This is a genomic window from Bradyrhizobium sp. LA6.8 (assembly GCF_040547935.1).
Classification (GTDB): Bacteria; Pseudomonadota; Alphaproteobacteria; order Rhizobiales; family Xanthobacteraceae; genus Bradyrhizobium; species Bradyrhizobium barranii.
This window is the reverse complement of the sequence record NZ_JBEPQQ010000004.1, coordinates 250598-270717: the sequence shown is the minus strand read 5'-3', so window position 1 is coordinate 270717 and position 20120 is coordinate 250598. Positions and strand designations below refer to the sequence as shown.

General features: G+C 63.4%; 29 protein-coding genes. 11 read left to right on the top strand and 18 right to left on the bottom strand.

Annotated elements, in window-relative coordinates:
* Nucleotides 1-28: 28 nt before the first annotated feature.
* Both ABIA90_RS21500 and ABIA90_RS21495 read right to left on the bottom strand, forming a co-directional pair.
* Nucleotides 29-310, bottom strand: a complete 282-nt coding sequence (locus ABIA90_RS21500; RefSeq protein ID WP_014492871.1) for a hypothetical protein — start codon at nucleotides 308-310, stop codon at nucleotides 29-31.
* Nucleotides 311-521: 211 nt separating this feature from the next.
* Nucleotides 522-848, bottom strand: a complete 327-nt coding sequence (locus tag ABIA90_RS21495) for a hypothetical protein (RefSeq protein ID WP_063981473.1) — start codon at nucleotides 846-848, stop codon at nucleotides 522-524.
* A 135-nt stretch (nucleotides 849-983) separates the two neighbouring features.
* On the opposite strand from ABIA90_RS21495, the gene ABIA90_RS21490 reads away from it, so the two are divergent.
* The 3 genes from ABIA90_RS21490 (at nucleotide 984) to bfr (ending at nucleotide 2334) form a co-directional block, all read left to right on the top strand.
* On the top strand, nucleotides 984-1280 hold the full coding sequence (locus ABIA90_RS21490) for a hypothetical protein (RefSeq protein ID WP_085405318.1): 297 nt from the start codon (nucleotides 984-986) through the stop codon (nucleotides 1278-1280).
* Nucleotides 1281-1441: 161 nt separating this feature from the next.
* The gene (locus tag ABIA90_RS21485) at nucleotides 1442-1714 is read left to right on the top strand and encodes a (2Fe-2S)-binding protein (protein WP_063981474.1); all 273 of its coding nucleotides are present in this window, start codon (nucleotides 1442-1444) and stop codon (nucleotides 1712-1714) included.
* Nucleotides 1715-1845: 131 nt separating this feature from the next.
* On the top strand, nucleotides 1846-2334 hold the full coding sequence (bfr, locus tag ABIA90_RS21480; RefSeq protein ID WP_014492874.1) for a bacterioferritin: 489 nt from the start codon (nucleotides 1846-1848) through the stop codon (nucleotides 2332-2334).
* Nucleotides 2335-2506: 172 nt separating this feature from the next.
* Here the strand turns inward: bfr and ABIA90_RS21475 are convergent, their stop codons facing one another.
* Nucleotides 2507-3109, bottom strand: a complete 603-nt coding sequence (locus ABIA90_RS21475) for a pyridoxamine 5'-phosphate oxidase family protein (RefSeq protein ID WP_028156299.1) — start codon at nucleotides 3107-3109, stop codon at nucleotides 2507-2509.
* 170 nt (nucleotides 3110-3279) lie between these two features.
* On the opposite strand from ABIA90_RS21475, the gene ABIA90_RS21470 reads away from it, so the two are divergent.
* Both ABIA90_RS21470 and ABIA90_RS21465 read left to right on the top strand, forming a co-directional pair.
* Nucleotides 3280-4716, top strand: coding sequence for a S8 family peptidase (locus ABIA90_RS21470; RefSeq protein WP_354119472.1), 1437 nt, complete (start codon nucleotides 3280-3282; stop codon nucleotides 4714-4716).
* Nucleotides 4717-4761: 45 nt separating this feature from the next.
* The gene (locus ABIA90_RS21465; protein WP_085405162.1) at nucleotides 4762-5004 is read left to right on the top strand and encodes a hypothetical protein; all 243 of its coding nucleotides are present in this window, start codon (nucleotides 4762-4764) and stop codon (nucleotides 5002-5004) included.
* A gap of 5 nt (nucleotides 5005-5009) precedes the next feature.
* Here the strand turns inward: ABIA90_RS21465 and ABIA90_RS21460 are convergent, their stop codons facing one another.
* The 3 genes from ABIA90_RS21460 to ABIA90_RS21450 all read right to left on the bottom strand — a co-directional run bounded on the left by ABIA90_RS21460 (nucleotide 5010) and on the right by ABIA90_RS21450 (nucleotide 6982).
* Nucleotides 5010-5363 (bottom strand): hypothetical protein, encoded by a 354-nt coding sequence (locus ABIA90_RS21460; RefSeq protein ID WP_028152315.1) that lies wholly within the window; start codon nucleotides 5361-5363, stop codon nucleotides 5010-5012.
* Between the two features lie 197 nt (nucleotides 5364-5560).
* Nucleotides 5561-5902 (bottom strand): MmcQ/YjbR family DNA-binding protein, encoded by a 342-nt coding sequence (locus ABIA90_RS21455; RefSeq protein ID WP_354119473.1) that lies wholly within the window; start codon nucleotides 5900-5902, stop codon nucleotides 5561-5563.
* An 18-nt stretch (nucleotides 5903-5920) separates the two neighbouring features.
* The gene (locus ABIA90_RS21450) at nucleotides 5921-6982 is read right to left on the bottom strand and encodes an alpha/beta fold hydrolase (protein ID WP_354119474.1); all 1062 of its coding nucleotides are present in this window, start codon (nucleotides 6980-6982) and stop codon (nucleotides 5921-5923) included.
* 242 nt (nucleotides 6983-7224) lie between these two features.
* Between ABIA90_RS21450 and ABIA90_RS21445 the strand changes: the two genes are divergently transcribed.
* Together ABIA90_RS21445 and ABIA90_RS21440 are read left to right on the top strand one after the other, a co-directional pair.
* A complete protein-coding gene (locus tag ABIA90_RS21445; protein WP_063981478.1) occupies nucleotides 7225-7491 on the top strand; it encodes a DUF2277 domain-containing protein in 267 nt (88 codons plus the stop codon).
* A gap of 95 nt (nucleotides 7492-7586) precedes the next feature.
* Entirely contained in the window at nucleotides 7587-7826 is a 240-nt protein-coding gene (locus ABIA90_RS21440) for a hypothetical protein (protein ID WP_028152311.1), read from the top strand.
* Here ABIA90_RS21440 and ABIA90_RS21435 read toward each other — a convergent pair.
* The 3 genes from ABIA90_RS21435 to ABIA90_RS21425 all read right to left on the bottom strand — a co-directional run bounded on the left by ABIA90_RS21435 (nucleotide 7823) and on the right by ABIA90_RS21425 (nucleotide 9660).
* Nucleotides 7823-8326, bottom strand: coding sequence for a collagen-like triple helix repeat-containing protein (locus ABIA90_RS21435; protein WP_354119475.1), 504 nt, complete (start codon nucleotides 8324-8326; stop codon nucleotides 7823-7825). The genes ABIA90_RS21440 and ABIA90_RS21435 overlap by 4 nt on opposite strands.
* A gap of 113 nt (nucleotides 8327-8439) precedes the next feature.
* The gene (locus ABIA90_RS21430; RefSeq protein ID WP_071910270.1) at nucleotides 8440-8688 is read right to left on the bottom strand and encodes a helix-turn-helix domain-containing protein; all 249 of its coding nucleotides are present in this window, start codon (nucleotides 8686-8688) and stop codon (nucleotides 8440-8442) included.
* A 204-nt stretch (nucleotides 8689-8892) separates the two neighbouring features.
* A complete protein-coding gene (locus ABIA90_RS21425) occupies nucleotides 8893-9660 on the bottom strand; it encodes an SDR family NAD(P)-dependent oxidoreductase (protein WP_354119476.1) in 768 nt (255 codons plus the stop codon).
* Between the two features lie 111 nt (nucleotides 9661-9771).
* On the opposite strand from ABIA90_RS21425, the gene ABIA90_RS21420 reads away from it, so the two are divergent.
* Entirely contained in the window at nucleotides 9772-10257 is a 486-nt protein-coding gene (locus ABIA90_RS21420; RefSeq protein WP_028156308.1) for a molecular chaperone DnaJ, read from the top strand.
* A gap of 105 nt (nucleotides 10258-10362) precedes the next feature.
* Here the strand turns inward: ABIA90_RS21420 and ABIA90_RS21415 are convergent, their stop codons facing one another.
* From ABIA90_RS21415 to ABIA90_RS21405, 3 genes are all read right to left on the bottom strand, one after another.
* Nucleotides 10363-10614 carry a hypothetical protein gene (locus ABIA90_RS21415; protein ID WP_085405155.1) on the bottom strand — a complete coding sequence of 84 codons (252 nt, stop codon included), beginning with the start codon at nucleotides 10612-10614 and terminating at the stop codon, nucleotides 10363-10365.
* A 242-nt stretch (nucleotides 10615-10856) separates the two neighbouring features.
* Nucleotides 10857-11120: a hypothetical protein gene (locus ABIA90_RS21410; RefSeq protein ID WP_063981484.1), complete on the bottom strand. Its 264-nt coding sequence runs from the start codon at nucleotides 11118-11120 to the stop codon at nucleotides 10857-10859.
* 197 nt (nucleotides 11121-11317) lie between these two features.
* Nucleotides 11318-11701 carry a RidA family protein gene (locus tag ABIA90_RS21405; RefSeq protein ID WP_038941868.1) on the bottom strand — a complete coding sequence of 128 codons (384 nt, stop codon included), beginning with the start codon at nucleotides 11699-11701 and terminating at the stop codon, nucleotides 11318-11320.
* A 505-nt stretch (nucleotides 11702-12206) separates the two neighbouring features.
* Here ABIA90_RS21405 and ABIA90_RS21400 point away from each other — a divergent pair.
* Nucleotides 12207-12641 (top strand): hypothetical protein, encoded by a 435-nt coding sequence (locus ABIA90_RS21400; RefSeq protein WP_085405152.1) that lies wholly within the window; start codon nucleotides 12207-12209, stop codon nucleotides 12639-12641.
* A gap of 116 nt (nucleotides 12642-12757) precedes the next feature.
* Here the strand turns inward: ABIA90_RS21400 and ABIA90_RS21395 are convergent, their stop codons facing one another.
* The 3 genes from ABIA90_RS21395 to ABIA90_RS21385 all read right to left on the bottom strand — a co-directional run bounded on the left by ABIA90_RS21395 (nucleotide 12758) and on the right by ABIA90_RS21385 (nucleotide 14694).
* Nucleotides 12758-13450 carry a glutathione S-transferase family protein gene (locus ABIA90_RS21395; protein WP_354119477.1) on the bottom strand — a complete coding sequence of 231 codons (693 nt, stop codon included), beginning with the start codon at nucleotides 13448-13450 and terminating at the stop codon, nucleotides 12758-12760.
* 11 nt (nucleotides 13451-13461) lie between these two features.
* Nucleotides 13462-13854 carry a hypothetical protein gene (locus ABIA90_RS21390; RefSeq protein WP_166102139.1) on the bottom strand — a complete coding sequence of 131 codons (393 nt, stop codon included), beginning with the start codon at nucleotides 13852-13854 and terminating at the stop codon, nucleotides 13462-13464.
* Between the two features lie 192 nt (nucleotides 13855-14046).
* The gene (locus ABIA90_RS21385) at nucleotides 14047-14694 is read right to left on the bottom strand and encodes a glutathione S-transferase family protein (protein ID WP_354119478.1); all 648 of its coding nucleotides are present in this window, start codon (nucleotides 14692-14694) and stop codon (nucleotides 14047-14049) included.
* A gap of 166 nt (nucleotides 14695-14860) precedes the next feature.
* On the opposite strand from ABIA90_RS21385, the gene ABIA90_RS21380 reads away from it, so the two are divergent.
* Nucleotides 14861-15298: a VOC family protein gene (locus ABIA90_RS21380; RefSeq protein ID WP_354119479.1), complete on the top strand. Its 438-nt coding sequence runs from the start codon at nucleotides 14861-14863 to the stop codon at nucleotides 15296-15298.
* A 154-nt stretch (nucleotides 15299-15452) separates the two neighbouring features.
* Nucleotides 15453-16181, top strand: a complete 729-nt coding sequence (locus ABIA90_RS21375) for an SDR family oxidoreductase (protein WP_354119480.1) — start codon at nucleotides 15453-15455, stop codon at nucleotides 16179-16181.
* 104 nt (nucleotides 16182-16285) lie between these two features.
* Here the strand turns inward: ABIA90_RS21375 and ABIA90_RS21370 are convergent, their stop codons facing one another.
* From ABIA90_RS21370 to thiC, 3 genes are all read right to left on the bottom strand, one after another.
* A complete protein-coding gene (locus ABIA90_RS21370) occupies nucleotides 16286-16786 on the bottom strand; it encodes a mismatch-specific DNA-glycosylase (protein WP_354119481.1) in 501 nt (166 codons plus the stop codon).
* Between the two features lie 120 nt (nucleotides 16787-16906).
* Nucleotides 16907-17848 (bottom strand): hypothetical protein, encoded by a 942-nt coding sequence (locus tag ABIA90_RS21365; protein WP_354119482.1) that lies wholly within the window; start codon nucleotides 17846-17848, stop codon nucleotides 16907-16909.
* Nucleotides 17849-18152: 304 nt separating this feature from the next.
* Nucleotides 18153-20051: a phosphomethylpyrimidine synthase ThiC gene (gene thiC / locus ABIA90_RS21360; protein ID WP_354119483.1), complete on the bottom strand. Its 1899-nt coding sequence runs from the start codon at nucleotides 20049-20051 to the stop codon at nucleotides 18153-18155.
* Between the last annotated feature and the right edge of the window lie 69 nt (nucleotides 20052-20120).

Sequence of the window (20120 nt, the reverse complement as noted above, 5' to 3'; positions counted from 1 at the left end):
CGCGGCGCGGATGCGCCATGCGATCGGATCAGTAGCAAACGCGAACCGGGCGGACGACCCAGCCGTAACCGTCCCAATAGCGCTGGCGCTGCCAGTAGCAGGGCGCGGGCGGCGGGGGCTCGGCCACGTAGACCGGTCCGCCATAGGCGGGACGGCTCGACGCGATGGCGCCGCCGACGATGGCGCCACCGATCAGGCCGGCGGCGATGCCGGCGCCGACGCCGTCATGGGCCTTCGCGGACGGAGTGGCGGTCACCAGCGAACCGGCGATCGTCGCAACCGTGAGGGCGGCAACAAAAGTCTTCTTCATGCTCTTGGCTCTCCTGGGAGATGGACGTCCCTTGTTAGGAGCGTCCGGGTTTCAAAGGTTCACGCACACTCTGATGAAATCGACCGTGCAGCTAGGAAGCGCGCAATTGGTCAATCCACGGTAAACGCGCACGGAGCTGTGACGAGAAAAAGCGGTCTTTTTCAGGCCCGGAGATGAACGGCGCGTCCGTAATGAACCGGTTCAGCGCGCCTCAGCCACAGACTCTGACGCGGCGGGTGCGCCAGGCGTAGCCATCCCAGAAGCGCTGCCTCTGCCAGACGCAGCCGTCACCGTAATAGTCGTCGGCGACATAGCCGGGACCCGGCGCGTAGTAGCGGGGCGGGTAATAACCGGGGCCATAGGAGTAGCCCGGACCGGGTCCGTAATAATACGGAGAAGCCAGCGCGCCGCCGACAATGGCGCCACCGATGATCCCGGCGGCCACGCCGGCGGCGACACCACGTTGAGCGTGGGCCGGTGTCCCGGCCGTGAGGGCCAGGGTGGCGACGGCAGCGACCGTCAGTAAGAACTTCTTCATTGGCGTGACCTTTCGCACGAACAGGTGGGAACTCTTTGGGGGGTAAAGTTCCATACTTCGTTTGAATGATCAATGAACGGCACCTTCGCCGAGGGCGACCAATTAATGGATCGCAGGTCCGCGAGGGAGACGACGATGGGCAACGCGATGATGAATACTTTGATCGCTGCCGGGGTCATTTTCGCGATTGGCTATGGCTGGTTCGCGCATCTCCAGAACCGCGGCCGGCGCTCGCGCGCGGGTGCCGGCAGTGACGGAGGGAGTAGCGGCGACGGCTATTCAGCGGCCAGCGACGGCTTCTCGCTGGGGAGTTGGTTTTCCAGCGACAGCTCGGGGAGCTCGAGCGACAGCTGTTCCAGCAGCGATAGCGGTAGCAGTGGCGGGGATTGCGGAGGTGGCGGCGATGGTGGTGGAGGCGGTGGCGGTGACTAGGTCCGCCAAGATCTTGATCCAGCACAACACCCTATTTTAGAGCCGTTCTAGGCTGTTTCCGGGCTAGTTTGGAATAGCTTCAAATACCGGTTTTTCCCTTTGCATCCGGACGGCCCCTTAAATATCGATGATGACGCATCACCGAAGGGCCTGCCGCTTCCATGATCGTTTGTTCCTGTAACGTGCTGAGCGATGACGACATCCGAGCCGCGGTCGCCGAGTCCGACGACGCCGTACGTCATGCCAAGCAGGTCTATGGATGCCTCGGCTGTAGCGCCGAATGCGGCCGCTGCGCCCGTACCATCAAGACCATCATCGACGAAACGCTTGGCCCCTGCGCCAAGTCCTGCTGCTCGGGCTGCCCGCACAGCCACACCGTGGCCGCCAATGACGAGACGGCGGAACTCCCCCGGTTCGCCCTCGCGGCCTGCTGAAAACTTCCGCAATTTCGGCTGAGCTTTTCCCCGGCTGCGTCCCCGTGGCCGGTTGCTCTCGTCCTTAAACTGATTTAGAAGCGTTCTAAAGTCGGTTAGGGCCGATTTGGACGCAAGATTTGGAGTGCATCATGCAGGGCGACGCAAAAGTCATCGACTATCTCAACAAGGCGCTGCGCCACGAGCTGACTGCAATCAACCAGTACTGGCTGCACTACCGCTTCCTCGACAATTGGGGCCTGCGGGACATGGCCAAGGTCTGGCGCAAGGAGTCCATCGAGGAGATGGAGCACGCCGACAAGCTCACCGAGCGGATCCTGTTCTTCGACGGCTTCCCGAACATGCAGGTGCTCGACCCCTTGCGCATCGGCCAGAACGTCAAGGAGATCATCGAGTGCGATCTCGCCGCCGAGATGAGCGCGCGGGCGCTCTACCAGGAGGCCGCCGGCTATTGCAACGGCGCCAAGGACTACGTCACGCGCGACCTGTTCGAGAAGCTGATGAGCGACGAGGAACACCATATCGATTTCCTCGAAACCCAGCTCGACCTGATCGGCCGCATCGGCCTCGAACTGTACACGCAGAAGCACGTCGGCGGGCTCGAGGGCGAGGGGCACTAAGCTCCGGCACCGGCTCTCTCCTTCGTCATGGCCGGGCTTGTCCCGGCCATCCACGTTTGGCCGCGCGACGAAGACGTGGATGCCCGGGCCTTCGCCTCGCCGAAGCGGCTTCGGCCGCGCAGGCGGGTCTAGCCCGGGCATGACGGTTCTTTCGAGCGGCGAACGCTCTCACCTACAACTGCGTCTTGTAGCGCTCTTCCACGATCTCCTGGCTCTCCGGCTCCCCCAGGCCAGTCTGGTCGTGAATGACCTGGCCGATGCTGGGCATCACCGAGCGCTGCACCTTCTCCGGTGACCACAGCTTCGAGCGCATCAGCGCCTTGCCGCAGTGGAAATAGACTTCGCTGACCGCGACGTTCAGGACCGCGCGCGGCGGCTTGCCGAATTCCACCATCGATGCGAGCAGGTCCGGATCGGCCGAGAGCGTGCCGCGTCCGCCGACGCGCAGCGTCTCGTCGATGCCGGGGACGAAGAACAGCAGATGCACGAAGCCCGAGCCCTCGACGACGTTGCGAAAACTGTCGATCCGGTTGTTGCCGGCACGGTCGGGCATCAGCACCTGGTTGGGGCCGGCGACATGGACGAAGCCAACCCCTCCGCCGCGCGGCGATGCATCGACGCTGCCGTCGACGCCTGACGTAGCGAGCACGCAGAACGGCGACATCTCGATGAATTTCTTCGCATGCGCATCGATCGCGGGACGCGCCTTTGCGATCACGCGTGGGCTCGGCTTGGCATAGATGGTGGCGAGGTCTTCGGCGCAAAGATCGGTCACGAAGGTCTCCCTGATTGAGGGGCACAGGATAGCATTCTCCGGCTCGACCGCTATCCCCGAAATAGCAGGTGCGGCCCGGTGTAGCCACGGCATGACGCAGGTGGCGTAGACCAGAAATTTCGCTTATAACGGGTGTCGTACTTTGTTGCTTTTCAAGCGAGGAATTCGTCATGGCCCCAACGCAGGCAATGCGGGTCGCGGGCGATCGGCCACGCCGTCGCAAGCATGTCCCGGGACAATTGATCGTTCGGTTGAAGCCGGCCGCTGCCCGGCAGATCGCGGCAGCCTCGCTTCAGGCGACAACGTCACGCGCGCTGATGGCTGCGATGCCCGACGACGTCAGAGGTCCGATCGATTTCCTGCGCGACAATTTCGGGCTTCAGTCGATGAAGCCGCTGTTCGTGGTCGGCGACGATGAGGCACCGGCGCAGCCCCAGGCGATGGCTTTGGCTGCGGTTCATCGCTCGATAGCACGCTCCGCAACGGCGCCGCCGCGGGAGGCGCTGGCCGGATTTCAGATCGTGCAGTTGAAGGACGGGAAGGTCGATGCAGGCATCCTGAAGCGCCTGCGTGCTTCCAGGGCGGTGGATCTGGTCGAGCCCGTTCCCAACCGGTGGCTCAGTGCCGCCGCCGACCCCATGAAGATCCGGCAGTGGGGCCTTCGCGCCATCAGATGGTTCGATCGACCGCGGCCAGGTGCGGGGCGGGTTCATGTCGCTGTGCTCGATAGCGGTGTCGACGCCGGACATCCCGATCTCGTAGACGCGATCGAGGACTACAGGCACGACGGCAACGGAGCGCGTGATTTTCTCGGTCATGGCACCCATGTCAGCGGCACGATCGCGGCCGTGGTCAATAATTCGGCCGGTATCGCAGGCCTGGCCAATTGCCGGTTGCACTGCTGGAAGGTGTTCGACGATCCCAAGCGCGCAGGCGACGACGAGAATTTCAACTTCGATTTCTACAGCAAGGCGCTTGCGGCCGCGCTCGATTCCAACATCAAGGTCATCAACCTCAGCATTGGCGGCGAGGACCATTCAAAGACGGAAGCGACGGCCTTCGCCGAACTGATCGATGCCGGCGTCGTCATCTCCACCGCGATGGGGAACGAGTTCGAGGACGGCAATCCGAAGGAATATCCGGCGGGCTACGCGGACACGATCGGAGTCGGCGCCGTCGACGAGTCCCATCGGCGCGCCTCGTTCTCCAATACGGGGAAGCACATCAAGCTGGTCGCGCCGGGTGTCAACATCCTGTCGACGGTGCCCCGGATGAAGGCAAGCTTCGCCGACAATACCAGCTACGATTCCTGGCCCGGGACGTCGATGGCAACACCGCATGTGACGGGCGCCGCTGCACTCGTCTACATCAACAAGACGAAATCCAGGGCGTCCGGGTTTGCGGTCGCCAGGCGCCTGATCGCGACTGCGACCAAATTGCCGGCGATGCGAGGCAAGGATTTTACGCCGGAATACGGCGCCGGCCTGCTGGATGTTGCCGCTGCGCTCGGCCGCGCGAAAGCGGCAAGGAAATCGGGCAGGAAGGCTGCCAAGAAAACTGCCAAGAAAACTACAAAGGCGAAGCCGGCGAGAAAGGGACGAAAATAGATTCTGCGACCTTGATCGGGTGCCGCGAGCGGCTAGCTTTGCATCATGTCCGTGCAATTCAAATTCCACGACCATGTCGATCAGCGCCGGCGGCGCAAGATCATCAAGACGCTCGGCGATGCCGGCTACGCCGCCGAGAGCCTGTTTCCGGGACAGAAGCGGCAAAACCTGGCCGCGATCTTCACCGTCGCCGAGGCCGACGCCAAATCCGTTCGTGCCGCGCTCGACGATTTCGGCGATGACATCGAATATGTCGAGGCCTCGCCCAGGCGAGACCTCAAGGCCTGAGCGGCCTACACCGCATCGGCCGGCACGAAGCAACTGATGATGATCGCGCCGCGATGGTGGACGTACCACACAACGGCCTGGCCGACCGGATTGCCGCGATCGCGGATGATGGCGCGCTCGGGCACCTCCATCCACTGTCCCTCGATCGGTACCCAATAGGTGCCGCCTCGCACATCGTAGTCGGTGCGATGGCCGTCGGAGATGTCGCAGCAGGGCACGCCGTTCGGCGCGATCACGCTCTTGAACCAGGCGCGGATGTCGGGCGGCACGTGGTCGTATTGGCCGTTGTCGAACGCGAACGCGGCGCTCGTCTGCGCCATCGTCGCGGCCAGCCAAACGCACAGCGCGAGCCTGTGCATGCGAACTCCTCCCTGCGTCGCGCGCCGACTGCGCGCGATCGCGTCGCGTTCGATTCGTATCGTTGATGCGATTAAGCCCGAGCTGTCAGCGCAATGCATGCTCAAATAATATGCGGCGCGAGAGATGCCGCATATGATGCGTTGCGGTATGAGCGGCCAGCCAAACGCACAGTGCGAACCTGCGCGTACGATCCTTCCTATCGCGTCTCGAGCGATGCAAGCAGCGACTTAGGCGCGACATTGCGCCATGCCATCTCGAGTGCGCTCCGCAACGTGACCTGATCGATCTTCGCCAGCTTCACATTCGTGCTGCCGCTCCCGCCCCAGGCGCCGGGGACCGGACGAAACATCCCCGGTTCCGCGTCGATGAGCACGGCCTGCTGGTCGGGAGTGAGCTTCACCATGCCCCATTTTTCATCGGGATAGCCCAGCGTCGCGAACAAGCGCTTGCCGACGCGAAAGTCGGCATGGCCGTGATGTGCGCCCTCGATGACGCCGGGAAGCGCGAGCGCAGCCTTGCGAAAGCGAGCGTTCGACATGCGGTCTTGCTGCTTGGCTCACATCGTCCGCTGCGGCGCGGTTTGCAGCAATTGCCTGACCTGCTCGACGTAGAATTTCGCGTTGCCGGTGGTGCCGTGGCCGCGCGTCTCGGTGCTCGCGGGGATCAGATACAGCTTGCCGTTCTTGACCCGCTTCATCGCGGCGTCCGTGATGCCGGTCTCCGGCGGGTTGCGCTCGTCGTCGGCGGAGTTGATCAGCAGCAGCGTCGCCTCGATCTGCTCGAGCTTGTCGCCGGCATTGTAGTCTTGCGAGGAGCCCCACTGGTAGAGGAAGTCGTTGGCATCCGCCGTGATCGGTGTCGCCAGCCGCTCGTCGACGATCTTGTCGGCCTTGGCCGCGGTCGGCGCCTGCTGCTGATAGGCGAGCGTGCCGCCGATGCTGGCGATGCCGTAGGCGGTGATGGCGTATTTCATCAAGCGCGGCTGGCTGGTGTAGTTGCCGCCATTGTAGTCGGGATCGTTGCGGATGGTGTCGAGCATGATCCGCCGCATCATCCAGTTGCGCGAGGCCATCTCGGTCGGCTGCGAGGCCATCGGCACCAGCGCGTCCATCTCCTGCGGATATTTCTCGCCCCACAGCCAGGTTTGCATGCCGCCCATCGAATTGCCGATCACGAGCCGCAGATGCTTGACGCCGAGGCCTTCCTTCACGAGGCGATGCTGCGCCTCGACCATGTCGTCGTAATTGTATTTCGGGAAGCTCGTCTTCATGCCGTCGGACGGTTTTGACGATTTGCCGTGGCCGATCGCGTCGGGAATGATGATGTAATATTTGGACGCGTCGAGCGGCTGTCCCGCGCCGAACAACTCGCCGGCGAAGGCGGGCGACAGCATGCTCGCGCCCGAGCCGCCGGTGCCGTGCAGCACCAGCACGGGCTGGCCAGAGGGCTCGCCGACAGTGGTGTAGTGCAGCTTCAATTCCGGCATGGTCTCGCCAGTGTGCAACTTGAAGTCTTTGGCGATCCAGTCGCCTTGCTTCGGCGCTGGATAATCGGCGGCCATAACCGGCGTTGCGATGGACAGCAGGATGGCCGCTAGCGCCGCGCAAGACGTTTTCATGTTTCTCTCCCCATGCGGCTCATGGTCGGCCGCGTTGGACGCGATCTTATCAGCTGGTCACGGAGGATCGAGACCGGACCCATCATCGCCCCCCGAAAAACATTCCCCGATGGTGCGGCGCGCAAGGGGAATAATTGCGGATCAGATATGGCTGGTCCTGCCTATGACACGGCTGCGCCCGGGATGTAGGATTTCGGCCTCGCCGATCGTCCTCAGGGGAACACCGCTACGGGAGAGCCTGCATGTGCCGCAACATCAAGACGCTGTTCAACTTCGAGCCGCCCGCGACGGAGGACGAGATCCACGCCAGCGCGCTCCAGTTCGTGCGCAAGCTTTCCGGTTTCAACAAGCCGTCGCAGGCCAATGAAGAGGCCTTCGAGCTTGCGGTCGCGGAAGTGTCGGAGGCTGCGCGAAAGCTCCTGACTTCGCTGCACACCCATGCGCCGGCGCGGGACCGTGAGATCGAGGCGGAGAAGGCCAAGGAACGTTCGCGGCTGCGGTTCGGTTAGGCGGTCCTGCGTCCATTCCGTGATCTGGCTCACGGTGAGAGCGGCCTCAACTTGCGATGATGTCTGCCGGGGTTTTGACAGCCCGGAGCACGACCATGAGCCGCCCCCTTATTCCTCTCAGAGCAGGTGCCGTCACCTTCACCGTGCTGTGGACCGCATGGATGATGTGGTGGAGCGGCTCCTACAGCAGCGTCAACCTCGTCATCCTGACGCTGCTCGGCACGCTGGTCGGCTATCTCTGGTACCGCGCCATGCGCTGGCAGTTCGAGCGCATGGGCATGCTGCCGCGCAAGGATGAGTCCTCCGGGGCGTCGAAGCAACTTCCGCCCGGCTAGTCCTTGTGGCCGTGCTTCTTCTTTTTCTTCTTCTTCCGGTGATCATCGCCTTCGCCTTCGCCTTCGCCGTCGTCGGCCTCGTCATCGACGATCGCCTCTTCAACCTCATGCACGGCGGCTTCCAGCGCCTCGCGCTCGGCGGCTTCACGCTCGCGCTGGCGGCGGCGCTCGTCCCAGGCGTCGAAGAGTTGATCGAGCCACGGCAGCACCTGTTCGATCGACGGCAGCTGGCCGGGCGGTCCGGGCTCGCCGCGTGGGCCTTGCGGCCCCGCCGGCCCGGCCGCGCCCCGAGCACCGGCTTCGCCGGGCTTGCCCGGCAGGCCGGCCTTGCCCTGCGCTCCGGCCTTTCCGGCCGCCCCGGGCTTGCCTTGCGGTCCCGGCTTGCCACGCTGGCCATCCGGCCCGCGCCGGCCGGGATGCCCTTGCGGCCCTGGCCGTCCCGGTTCGCCCTGCCGTCCGCGCGGACCTTGGGGTCCCTGCCGTTTCTGTTCGTCTGCCACGCCGCTGCTCCCTTGACCGGAAGCAAGCTACTTAGCGGCGTTTGACGACAGCAGCAATTCCGCCGGCGCCTTGCGCCGGGCTTGATCAACACCAATCGTGCCCACGTCGCGTGCTAGTCGTGATACGCGGGCACGTCGATGCCGGACGCCGCATAGATCCTGATCTTGTTGCGCAGCGTGCGCACCGACAGGCCGAGCACGCGCGATGCGCGCGTGCGGTTGCCGTCGCAGCGTGCGAGCGTCTGGAGCACGAGCTCGCGCTCGACCTCGTCGACGGTCGCGCCGATCAACAGCGGAACGATTTGGTTAGGGGCAAGAAATTGCGCGCCCGGATCGGACGCAGCGACATGAACAGTGGTCATCAACACACCTCCCGATCAACGCCCGCTTCCATCTTTGGAAGCGATCGAGAACCAACGGCCCCCTAGCCGTAGATCTACGGTGGGCGGGTTTGGTTAACGAGTGGTTAATCGCGGACGATCGCACCAATTGACCTTGGGATTGCCGCGAAGGTGCCGCGATTGGCACGGGATGCATAGCGATGCGGACCGATTTTGCGCGCCCGCTCACACCGTCCGGTACCCGCCGTCCACCATCACGATCGTCCCCGTGACATAGGCCGACAGATCCGACGCCAGGAAGATCGCGGGGCCCACGATGTCCTCGGGCTTGCCGGTGCGCGCCAGCGGGGTGTGATCGACGAAGGCCCGCACCAGCGCCGGATTGGTCGCGCGCACGTTGGCGTTGATGTTGGTCTCGATGAAGCCCGGCCCGATTGCGTTGACGCGCACGCCTTCCTTGCCGAGCTCGACGGCGAGCGCCTTGGTGAAGCCGAGCACGCCGTGCTTCGAGGTCGTATACGCCGCCGAGCTCGGCGTGCGCAGATGCACGAAGGACTGGATCGAGCCGATATTGACGATGCGGCCCTTGGCGGTCCGCAGCGGCGCGAGGAACGCCTGCGTCACGTTGAAGACGCCGTTGAGGTTGAGCGAGATGATGTCGTTCCAGTCCTTCGCCACCGTCTCCGTGTCCGCGGTGAAGGCGTTGCGGCGGGTGATGCCGGCATTGTTGACGAGGATCGAGACCTGCCCGACCTTGTCGGCGACCTGCCTGGCGAGCGCAAAGCATTCGTCACGCTTGGTGACATCGAGCGCAAAGCTCTCGGCCTTGCCGCCGGCCTTGCGGATCTCCTGCGCGGCCTCCGCGACCGTGTCGGCGTTGACGTCGAGCAGCACCACTCGCGCGCCCTCGCGGGCGTAGCCGGCCGCGATCGCCCGGCCGATGCCGGATCCGGCGCCCGTGACGACGGCGATGTGGTTTGCGAGCAATGCCATGACAATTTCCTCCCGGATTCGTTTCGAAGTTTCATGAAAGGCTAACTCGAAATTAAGGGGTCGGAAACGGCCGCCTTGGCATACTGATCTTCATTGCTAAACGTTGCGCGCATGATGGGACGGCTTGAATCCTGGAAACTCGCTCTCGAACGCCTGCGGTCGGCGCAGCCGGCCGACTGGGCCGAGGCGGGCCGGCTCGTCGCCGAGATCGTGCGCATGAGCACGGATGCCACGCTGCGCCAGGCGGCTGAGCAGGCGCTTCCCGTGCTGCGCCAGGCCGCGGACAATGACGATCACAGCGTCACGCTGGCGGCCCAGCGCCGCGTCGGCGTGATCCTCGAGGTCGTCCATGATCTCACCGCGCCGCGCTTCGGCCGCCGCAACGCCATGCCGAAGCAGCTCTCGAGCGAAGATCGTGCCCGCAGGATGCTCGGCCTGCCGCTCGCCGTGCAGCTCACCTGCGACGACATCAACCAGGCCTACCGTCGCGCCGCCAAGGGCAAGCATCCCGACCAGGGCGGAAGCGCGCAAGCCTTCATCGACCTCGCCGCCGCGCGCGACATCCTGATCCATCCCGGCGCGCACAAGGACGCGTGAGCGCGCGCTGGCGCTGCGCCTCGCCGATCCGCCATGTGCTGACAAAAAAGAGCGGGCAAGAACGCGTCGCGCCCTTGCCCGCTCGTCGATCCGCCGATCGAAATCTTACCAGGTGCAGTGACCGCTCTTCAACGCGTGATCCTTCAGCACGAGTGCGTCGACGAAGGTCGGCACGGTCGTGCTGACGCGGGCGTAGTCGGAGGGCCACGGCGCGGTCGGGATGCTCTCGTCCCAGATCTGGCAGAAGCCGGTGTCCTGCCAGCGGATCAGGTGATAGCTGGCTTCGGCAGGGCTCGCGGCGACGAAGGCAGTGACGGCAAGACCCGCAGCAGCGCACAGCACGGAAATACGACGCATGATCAGCTCCTCAAATGAAAGATGTGATGCACCTCCCGACAATGACGGGGAGGCATGGTGTGGGGCGCGTTTGGGGATGCGCCCCGGACAAGTTGTGAGTAGCTCCGCCGGCTGATCAGGTTCAAAGCGTGCGCGCATGAAATGCGCCATTTGAGCCGGAAAAAAACCAGCGCGCGCCTGCAAAGGAAAAGGGCGGGTCGCTCGCGCGGCCCGCCCTCAAGATCAAATTCGTCGCGTGACGCTCAGAGCGTGCAGCGGCGCTCCGAGCGCAGCTTGATCTGGAGATCCGAAGCCGCGGTGAAGGTCGGGACCGGCTTGCTGACGACCTTGTAGGTCGAAGCGCCCCACTGGAACGGCTTGTACTTCAGGTCCTCGTTCCAGACCTGGCAGATGCCGGTGTTGTCCCAGCGGATCACGTAATAGCCGGCTGCTGCTGCCGACGCCGGCACGGCAAACACGGAAGAGGCGATGCCGGCAACGGCACAGAGGGCGAGAACGCGACGCATGAAAAATCTCCTTGTGGGGAAGTGGGACCCGAAAATTCGTGCGGTAAAAGCAGGTCCTTGGCAAGCCGAGGGGCCGCCGTTTCACGGATATGTCAGAGGGAGCCGTGCACTTGGTTCGGCCGAGTGCCCGGCAAGACACATACGCCAAGACACATACGCCAAGACACATGCGCCAAGACACATACGCTAAGCGTGGCTCACTTCGCCAGTGATGCCACCGCCTCGATCTCGATCAGCATTTTCGGGTCGGGCAGGGCCTGCACGACGCAGGTGGTGCGCGCCGGGTAGGGCGGCGGGCCGAACGCGCCGGCATAGAGTGCATTCATCGCGGCGACGTCCGAGGCGCGCGTGAGCAGCACGTTGACCTTGACGAGATCGCGGACCGTCGCACCGGCCTCGTCCAGCACGCGCTTGATGTTGACGGCGACGTTGGCGAACTGCGCCTCGAAACCGTCCGGCAGCGCGCCATTGCCGTCGAAGCCGGGAATGCCGGAGACGAACAGGAGATCGCCGACACGCGTGGCAAAGGACAGCGGCGGCGCCTTGACGTGTGGCGGGGGTGCGAAATGCTGGATCGACATGGGATCACCTCGGATGGAACGGTCGCGTCGCCCGCACGAGCGTAGCGACATGCGGGGGAGTTGCAATCGGCATTGGGGAAGGCGGGCAAAACAAAAACGCGAAAACAACCCCATGCACAGTAGAAATCGTGAGTGTTTCAAATTCGGTATAGCCGAACAATTCGCTTGCTCCGTCGGGCAAAACAGGGGCAGAATGGCATCATGGCGGTGGTGCTTGTTTGCGCGGCCTCTTCCTTCGCCTCGCCCCGCTTGCGGGGAGAGGCCGACGCGCTCGGCAGCGCACTTGCGCGCCTGAGCGCGGCGGGTGAGGGGGACTCTACGCGAGTCCAACTCCTACCGTTTATGCCGAAGCGGCCCCTCACCCCAACCCTCTCCCCGTAAGAACGGGGCGAGGGAGCGCACCGCGCAGGCCTCACGCTCCATCATGTTGCCGCCGCGATCCATCGGATACATTCGCTGCGTCTGATTCGATCCTCCCTTGAAAAATAGCCCCCGGAGACGCCCCATGAAGCTCGCTACCACCTTCCGCGCCGCGCTGGTCGCCATTGCCGCTCTGGCCGGCCTTTCGACCTCGGCGCTGGCCGACGGCGGCACCGTGGTGCTGACGATCTACAAGGCGGGCTGGATCATCGGCGGTTCGGGCGGCTCGGGCGTGCTGAACTTCCGCGGCCGCTCGTATGGGCTCTCGACCGGCGGGCTCGACTACGGCCTCGTTTTCGGCGGCTCCAAGACCGTGCTGCGTGGCCGCGTCTCCAACATCAACCGCCCTTCCGACGTCGCCGGCGTCTATGGCGCGGCCGGTGCCGGCCTTGCCGTCGGCCGCGGCGCCCGCGCCATCGTGCTGACCAACCAGAAGGGTGCGGTGCTTGAGCTGTCGGGCTACCAGACCGGCCTGATGGCGAATGCGGATCTGAGCGGGCTCGCGATCACGATGCGGTAGGACGCGGTGTGTAGGCGTAGGGTGGGCAAAGCGAAGCATGCCCACCATTCGTACCGCAAATGCGGATGCATGGTGGGCACGGCGCGCAAGGAGCGCGCCTCTGCCCACCCTACGAACTACGAACTCACCGCCGCATGAATCCGCTCGCAATGCGCGACGAGATTGGCGTGCGCATCGACGAAGGCCTTCAGCGGCGTCGGGATCGGAAAATAATAGATGTTGGCGATGAAGCCGTAGATGCCGGCGTCGATGCTGGTCGGCGCCGCGCCGTGGACGAAGCCTGCCGTAGGCACGATCTCGGCCAGCACTTGCAGATCGGCAAGCCCCCGCGCGTAAGCCTGTTCGGGCGTGTAGCGGCCGATGCCCTGGTAATAATAGCGCTGCGCGTTGTAGGCCTTGGCTTTCTCGAATCCGGCCGCGTCGATCTGCGGATGCTGCGCGATGAAAGCGTCGCGGAACGCCGGATAGAAGCGATCGTCCTTCCAGCGCGAATACGACATCACCCAGTAGAGATCGTCCAGCATGCGGGTGACGAGATGATTGGTCCGCCGTGCCTCCTGCGACAGCGCGGCATCGATGCTCAGGCGATATTTGGTGATCGCATGCGCAATGATGGTCTCGCTGTCGCCGATGGTCTCGCCGTCGTCGACGACGTAAGGCAGCTGCCCGCGCGGCGCGGCAGAGGCATCGAAGACGTGCTCGTGCACGAACGGCACGCCTGCGAGCTTCAGGAACGCGTAGACCTTGAGGCCGTAGCCGTTGTTGTCGGCGACGCCGAACAGTTCCGGATAAGAATAGAGCGTCAGCATGGTTGCTCCCTTCAGCGCGATGGCACCTTGGCGTGTTGCTCCGTCGTGGCCGCTTGCGCGGCCTTGCTGGCGCGGATCATCAGGAACGCGCCGGAAGAGCCAGGCAGCCGCCAGCGCCCGTCGATTTCAGTCGCCTCGGCGTTCACCGTGCCTTCGTAATGGACCGTGTCGTAGCCGTGGCCGGGCGGCTCGTAGTGTTTGACGAACGAGACCGCGTTGCCGGAGCGCTGACCCGCGATCGAGGCGTTGTGGGTTCGCAGCGGGCACCGCGGGTTCGAGCAGGGCTCGGTCACGCTTCCGCTGAGCGCGCCGCCGGTTTCGACCAGAGTTGCGGTGAAGGTGACCATTCCGGTGCCCGGTTGAATGTAGCTGCCATCCCAGACGCCGGAGAGATCGTTGCTCATGCGGTGCCTTCCTGGGATGATGCGGGCCGGTTGATATCAGGCTCTTCCATCTCAAGTCGTATCGCCGGAGCGACGGGCTGGCAACAGTCCTTGCGCATTGTGCGCAGCGTCATTCGATCGGAGGACGCCCGGCGTCGCCCGTTCGACGTATGGGATCGGAGATGTACCGGCTCTCGGTGAGAGGCGCGGCCTCTATATGCCGATCGATGCGGTGAACACCGCCAGCTGCGCATCGAACGCCCGCCGGAACGCAGGCCGCGCTTCGCCGCGGGCGACGTAGGCTGAGAGGTCGGGATATTCCTCCAGCAGGCGAGATGCGTTCAACCGGCGCAGCACCGTCACCATCATGAGATCGCCTGCGCTGAACGCGCCGTCGAGCCACTCGGCCCCGCCGAGGCGACGGGACAATTCGCCCAGGCGGACACGGACGCGATCCTTCAGGACCGGCAGCCGCTCCTCGTACCAGCCCTTGTCGCGCTCGAACAGCATCGTCATCCCGAACTCGACGATCGGCGGTTCCAGCGTGTTGAGCGCGGCAAACATCCATGCGATCGCGCGGCTCCTCGCATTCGCATCTTTTGGCAACAATCCAACGTGGCGCTCGGCGATATGGAGCACGATCGCGCCCGACTCGAACAGGACGAGATCACCGTCCTCATAGGTCGGAATCTGCCCGAACGGATGCAGCGCAAGATGGGCGGGGTCCTTCATCGCCGCGAACGACACGAGGCGGACGTCGTAGGGCAGGCCCACTTCCTCGAGCGCCCAGCGGACGCGCATGTCGCGCGCCTGCCCCTTGCCGCGGTCGGGTGAGTTTTCAAAGGCTGTGATGGTGGGCATCCGGCGGCTCCGGGGTGATCGGCGTTGCATTCAAAGGACGAATGGCCGGCTCGGGTTCCGACAGGGGCGCTGCAAAAAGACCAGCGCCCGTGTCGGAACACGGTCCCGCCGCTCGTCCTTGGAGCGATGGTCGCGCGTCCAGTCCAGGACGAAAGGATACAATTTCATGACGTCAATCACGCCGTTCCTCTGGTTCGCCAACAACGTCCCGGAAGCCGTCGCCTTCTACAAAGCAGTGTTCCCCAACGCAAAAGTCGAGACCGTCAGCGATTCCATGGCGGTGTTCGAACTCGAAGGCCAGCGCTTCCACGCGCTCAACGGCGGGCCGCAATACCGCTTCACCGAGGCGGTCTCGTTCTTCATCAGCGTGGAGACGCAAGCCGAGGTCGACTACTTCTGGAGCCGCCTCACCGCCGACGGCGGCGAGGAATCCCGCTGCGGCTGGCTCAAGGACAAATTTGGACTGTCCTGGCAGGTGATCCCGTCCGCGCTCGGCCGCTACCTCGGCGATCCCGACCGCACGAAGGCGAACCGCGTCATGCAGGCGATGATGGAGATGCGGAAGATCGTGATCGCAGATCTCGACAGGGCGTATGCGGGGTGAGGGGCTGACGGTGCCGTAGGGTGGGCAAAGGCGCGCTCTTCGCGCGCCGCGCACGGCGCAAGAGCGCCTTTGCCCACCCTACGAAGCCAGCGATCTGCATCGCCAATTCGCCCTGCATCGCTATACTGCCGACCATCAGCAGGATGGTAACCCCATGGGAAACGAATTGGAAGGCAAGGTTGCTGCCGTGACCGGGGCCGCGTCGGGCATCGGGTTGGCGAGCACTGAAGCAATGCTGGCCGCGGGCGCGCGCGTGGTGATGGTCGACCGCGACGAGGCCGCGCTGAAGGCGCTCAGAAACAAGCATGGCGATGCCGCGATCCCGCTGGTCGTCGACCTCCTGGATCCCAGGGACTGCGCATCGTTGCTGCCGCGCGCCCTGGAGAAGGCAGGCCAGCTCGACATCCTGCATGCGAATGCGGGCACCTATGTCGGTGGCGATCTGGTCGATGCCGACACTATGGCCATCGACCGGATGCTGAACCTGAATGTCAACGTGGTGATGAAGAACGTGCACGACGTGCTGCCGCACATGATCGCGCGCCGGAGCGGCGACATCATCGTCACGAGTTCGCTGGCGGCGCATTTTCCGACGCCCTGGGAGCCGGTCTATGCGTCGTCCAAATGGGCGATCAACTGCTTCGTCCAGACGGTGCGGCGCCAGGTCTTCAAGCACGGCATTCGCATCGGCGCGATCTCGCCCGGCCCGGTCGTCACCTCGCTGCTCGCGGACTGGCCGCCCGAGAAGCTGCAGGAAGCCAGGGAAACGGGTAGCCTGCTGGAGGCCAGTGACGTGGCTGAGGTCGTGATGTTCATGCTGACGCGGCCGCGCGGCATGACAATCCGCGACGTGGTCATGCTGCCGACCAATTTCGATCTTTAGGGCGCATGCTCTCGTCGTGCCGTAGGGTGAGTTAGCGCAGCGTAACCCACCACTCCTGTCTCCGCGGGGACAGACCTCGGTGGATTACGCTGCGCTGATCCACCCTACGATCTGATCCACGCCGCGAGTTCTCGCCACGGCTCCAGCGTCCAATGCCCCGACGCGGCGCCGGACGGCGAGGGAAGCACGAACACGTCGGGAAGCTTCTCGTCGCGTTGCTGCCGCCCAAGTGCAATCCGGCTCGATGGCCTGCCATAGAACAAGCTCGCCGCCTTCTTGCTCGTGAACGCTATCGTCCGCGGCCGATACTTGTCGATCTTGGCCCTGAAGCCGGGCACGTCGATCGTTTCAGGCGCGATCTGGTGATCCATCCCCGCGGCCGACTTGGAGAGATCGGTGAAGCCGATCCCGAGTTCGATCAGCGTCGCGAATTCGCTCGGCTGATAGCGCCGCGGCGTGATGCCGGCCTCATGTATCGCACGCCAGAAGCGGTTGCCGGGATGGGCGTAGTAGTGCCCGAGGCTGGCTGAGCGCGTGCTGGCGGCGGTGCCGACGAAGACGAGGCGGAGGTTGGGGCGGAGTTGGTCGGGGAGGCGGGTGCTCATAGTGCGGTAAAATCACTGGACATCAAGAAGCAAAAGCATCGGAGGGATCGCCGCCCACGGGACGTTGCTGCTCATCCGGATCGCACTTGTCACGCGAGGACCTCGGCGGTCATGCTTGACCTAATCTCGTGGTTTCCACCATAGCAACATCCCTTGGTGAGGTAAGAGGTAGTCATCTATTCGGTACTCAACCGGGCCTTGCTCGACGTCGTTCTGCGCTAAAATGGCGTCCTTATCGTGTATTGAGAGGGCTTGAATTAGAAAACGCCTTTTTGTGTCATCCTTTACCGAAACGGTCAGCGCTTCGGCTGGGAGATGTGTTCGGATTAAGTCAGTGTCTTCGGAGGCTTTGATTAGCGAATATTCGAGCTCGCAAGAGAGATTGTCTCCTCGTTTGACTGCGAATTCACCGACGTCAAATGCGATACGATTTCCGTCGCGATTTAGAGACGCATTCGCTTTTTCCACGAGCTTGGCAGGTGTTCCGACAGGCGCCCCATTTAGTTGAACTTCAATGTGATGAAATTTGACTTTTTCACGAGGACCCTTACTCGTTGGTTCGGGAAGATGTCCCTTCAGGCTGTGTTTGGCGACAATCTCGCTTACATTACTTAAATGGTAGCGTGCCTTCACCCTGAGCTCGACATAGTCGGCGCCACTACCTTCCTCAGGGTCAAGCAAGTTGATGTCGTAGCAAAAATCTTTGCGCAAAAGGCTCTGAGTCAAAGCTAGTCGATTGGCCACGTTTAGCATTCCGACCGGAATTTCGCGACGCAAGACACCATAGAATACGTTTTCAGAGATTGAATCCATACGAGCGCTCCAGATCGCCTGCTCATGCGCGGCCGCGAGCCGCTCAAATACGACCCAAACAACAGCAGCAACTATGAGGGCGAAGCCGATTTCCTTAAAAACATGAAGTGCGGTAATCTGTAGTGTAGTCCAACCTTGGGGATGGTCTTGGGCGGTGGCAAATGTGAGTACGCAGCCAGCTAGAAATACGGCAATAGCTATCGCGATGAGTACCTTATTCGAGCGCGTGCTTTGATTTTGTCCAGCCATTGGATGTGCTCCCGTGCACTAGGTGATTTTCGGACGAATCTTGCCGAACTCTCGCGGTGCAAAATTGCCCGCTTGTCCCAGCTCCAATATGAAAAGATTGTAGAATCCGTTCCATTGTGCGTGCGATGCCGTTCTGGACGGCCTCGCGCGTGGAGACGGGAAACTCACGCAATGTATCTATCTTAGATTGTAGCCGACAGTAATGACAAGTCCCCTCTAGCTTTGAATGCTGGGGATCCGGCTGGCTTTCAAGAAAAAGGCCGGGCTTTCGCCCGGCCTCAAAAGATGCGCGGTCTAAGTGACCTCACAATACCCGATTGCTCTCCTTCACCTTCTCCGCATCGAGATACACGCTGCTGCCCATCTCCTTGAACTTCGCGCTCATCTTCGCCATGCCGTCCTCGGCCGTCCCGCTCAGCGACATGCCCACCGAGTTCGGATCATTCAGCGTCGCCGCATAATCCCGCACGTCCTGCGTGATCTTCATCGAGCAGAATTTCGGGCCGCACATCGAGCAGAAATGCGCGACCTTGTGGGCTTCCTTCGGCAGGGTCTCGTCGTGGAAGTTCTTGGCGGTATCCGGATCGAGGCCGAGGTTGAACTGGTCGCTCCAGCGGAAGTCGAAACGGGCGCGGGAGAGCGCGTCGTCGCGGAGCTGGGCGGCCGGGTGGCCCTTGGCGAGGTCGGAGGCGTGGGCGGCGATCTTGTAGGTGATGACGCCGACCTTGACGTCGTTGCGGTCAGGCAGGCCGAGATGCTCCTTCGGCGTGACGTAGCAGAGCATGGCGCAGCCGAACCAGCCGATCATGGCGGCACCGATGCCCGAGGTGATGTGGTCGTAGCCCGGCGCGATGTCGGTGGTCAGCGGTCCGAGCGTGTAGAACGGCGCTTCGCCGCACTCCTTGAGCTGCTTGTCCATGTTGATCTTGATCTTGTGCATCGGCACGTGGCCGGGGCCTTCGATCATGACCTGGCAGCCCTTGTCCCACGCGATCTTGGTGAGCTCGCCGAGCGTCTCCAGTTCGGCGAACTGCGCGCGGTCGTTGGCGTCCGCGATCGAGCCGGGACGCAGGCCGTCGCCGAGCGAGAACGAGACGTCATACTTGCGCATGAGGTCGCAGATCTCGTCGAAATGCGTATAGAGGAAGCTCTCCTTGTGATGCGCCAGGCACCACTTCGCCATGATCGAGCCGCCGCGGCTGACGATGCCGGTGACGCGGTTGGCCGTGAGGTGGATGTAGGACAGGCGCACGCCGGCGTGGATGGTGAAGTAGTCGACGCCCTGCTCGCACTGCTCGATCAGCGTGTCCTTGTAGAGCTCCCAGGTCAGTTTGACGGGATCGCCTTCGCACTTCTCCAGCGCCTGGTAAATCGGCACGGTGCCGATCGGGATCGGCGCGTTGCGCAGGATCCATTCCCGGGTGGTGTGGATGTTGCGGCCGGTGGAGAGGTCCATCACGGTGTCGGCGCCCCAGCGGATCGCCCACACCATCTTGTCGACTTCCTCTTCCACCGACGACGTCACGGCGGAGTTGCCAATATTGGCGTTGATCTTGGTGAGGAAGTTGCGGCCGATGATCATCGGCTCCAACTCAGCGTGGTTGATGTTGCAGGGGATGATGGCGCGGCCGCGCGCGATCTCGCTGCGGACGAACTCCGGCGTGATGAAGGCGGGCACCGCGGCACCAAAGCTTTCGCCATCGGCTAGCGCTGCCTCCGCGCGTTCGAGCTGTTTTTTGCGGCCGAGATTTTCGCGCTCAGCGACGTAGATCATCTCCTTCGTGATGATGCCGGCGCGGGCGAATTCGAGCTGGGTGATCTTGTGGCCGTCGAGGCCGCGTAGCGGCTTGTGGTGCGCGGTGAAGGCCTTTGCGGCATGCGAGGCGCCGACGTTGCCATTGTCCTCCGGCTTGATATCGCGGCCCTGATACTCCTCGACGCCGCCTCGCTCCTTGACCCAGGCGAGACGGTTGCGCGACAGACCGGCGTTGACGTCGATGGTGACGGACGGATCGGTGTAGGGGCCCGAGGTGTCATAGACCGGCAGGTTCGGCTCGCCGGCGCCCTCGGAGAGGATGATCTCGCGCAAGGGCACGCGCATGTCGGGCGCAGCGTCCGGAGACGCGAAGATTTTTCGCGACGAGGGCAGCGGGCCGGTGGTGACAGCGGGGACGGTTTTTTCGGGGTTGGAGCGGATGTTCATGGGATCCTCCTTAATTCAGTTCGTTGGCGTCGCTGTGCGAGAGACGGTTACCGCTGTCATCCCCGCCTA